Annotated in this window: 1 protein-coding gene; it reads right to left on the bottom strand. The window is 43.5% G+C overall.

Translation table 11 applies throughout. The annotated features are described in order from the left end of the window. On the bottom strand, nucleotides 1-1,369 hold a 1,369-nt coding region (locus ADG81_RS08900), incomplete at both ends, for a G5 domain-containing protein (protein WP_049551503.1).

Genomic DNA, 1,369 nt, shown 5'->3' with positions numbered 1-1,369 from the left:
ATGGTACGCTGACCTTTCTCTCCTACAATCAAGACCTTAGTTTGACCTTTTGGTAAGCTAGCACTATTCCTATATTCAGTAGTAAAGTCAGTCTCCTCTATACGGGTTTCCACACTTGGTGTTTCAACTATTGGAGATAGAGGACCATCTTCTGGCAGAGTACGACCGATAACCTTCGCCCCCTGATAGATGATTGTTGGGGTTGCTTCTTGCACAATTTCACTGGTTTGAGAGAGGATCATTCCAGTACGTATACCGTGGTCTGTTTCATAGATAGTGATAATCTTACGCTGACCTGCACGACCTTGAACAGTCTGACTTTGGCCTTTCAGGAGTGAAGGGTCTTCTCGGTACACAAGTACTGGTGCGATTTCTTCTGTGCTAACAACGCTTTCTCGACTCTTAATAGGCTTAGTACCAACTAGGATAATCTCGGGTTGAGAGGCAACTATATTTTCCTCACGGACAGAGAGAACCTTGTCTGTTTTCACGCCATCCAGTGTTTGGTATAGCTTCACAACAGTCTTAGAACCTGCACGACCTGACTGTTTCAGCTGAGTTTGATCTGTATAGAGATCAGAGCTAACCTCAGTCAAGCGTTCGTAAGGAATTGATATCGTTTCACGAACTTCTTCTTCCCCTTCTACAGCTTTGATTCCTATTAAGACAACTTGATTAATCGGTTCTTTGGTAATATTGTTAGATAGCACACGACGTGTTTCTACACCATTGTCACTACTAATTTCTGTAATGATGGTACGCTGACCTTTCTCTCCTACAATCAAGACCTTAGTTTGACCTTTTGGTAAGCTAGCACTATTCCTATATTCAGTAGTAAAGTCAGTCTCCTCTATACGGGTTTCCACACTTGGTGTTTCAACTATTGGAGATAGAGGACCATCTTCTGGCAGAGTACGACCGATAACCTTCGCCCCCTGATAGATGATTGTTGGGGTTGCTTCTTGCACAATTTCACTGGTTTGAGAGAGGATCATTCCAGTACGTATACCGTGGTCTGTTTCATAGATAGTGATAATCTTACGCTGACCTGCACGACCTTGAACAGTCTGACTTTGGCCTTTCAGGAGTGAAGGGTCTTCTCGGTACACAAGTACTGGTGCGATTTCTTCTGTGCTAACAACGCTTTCTCGACTCTTAATAGGCTTAGTACCAACTAGGATAATCTCGGGTTGAGAGGCAACTATATTTTCCTCACGGACAGAGAGAACCTTGTCTGTTTTCACGCCATCCAGTGTTTGGTATAGCTTCACAACAGTCTTAGAACCTGCACGACCTGACTGTTTCAGCTGAGTTTGATCTGTATAGAGATCAGAGCTAACCTCAGTCAAGCGTTCGTAAGGAATTGATA

Origin of the sequence: Streptococcus pseudopneumoniae (genome assembly GCF_001070815.1) — a bacterium.
Classification (GTDB): domain Bacteria; phylum Bacillota; class Bacilli; order Lactobacillales; family Streptococcaceae; genus Streptococcus; species Streptococcus pseudopneumoniae_P.
The sequence above is the reverse complement of the archived record's forward strand: the minus strand, read 5'-3'. Positions and strand labels throughout refer to the sequence as shown.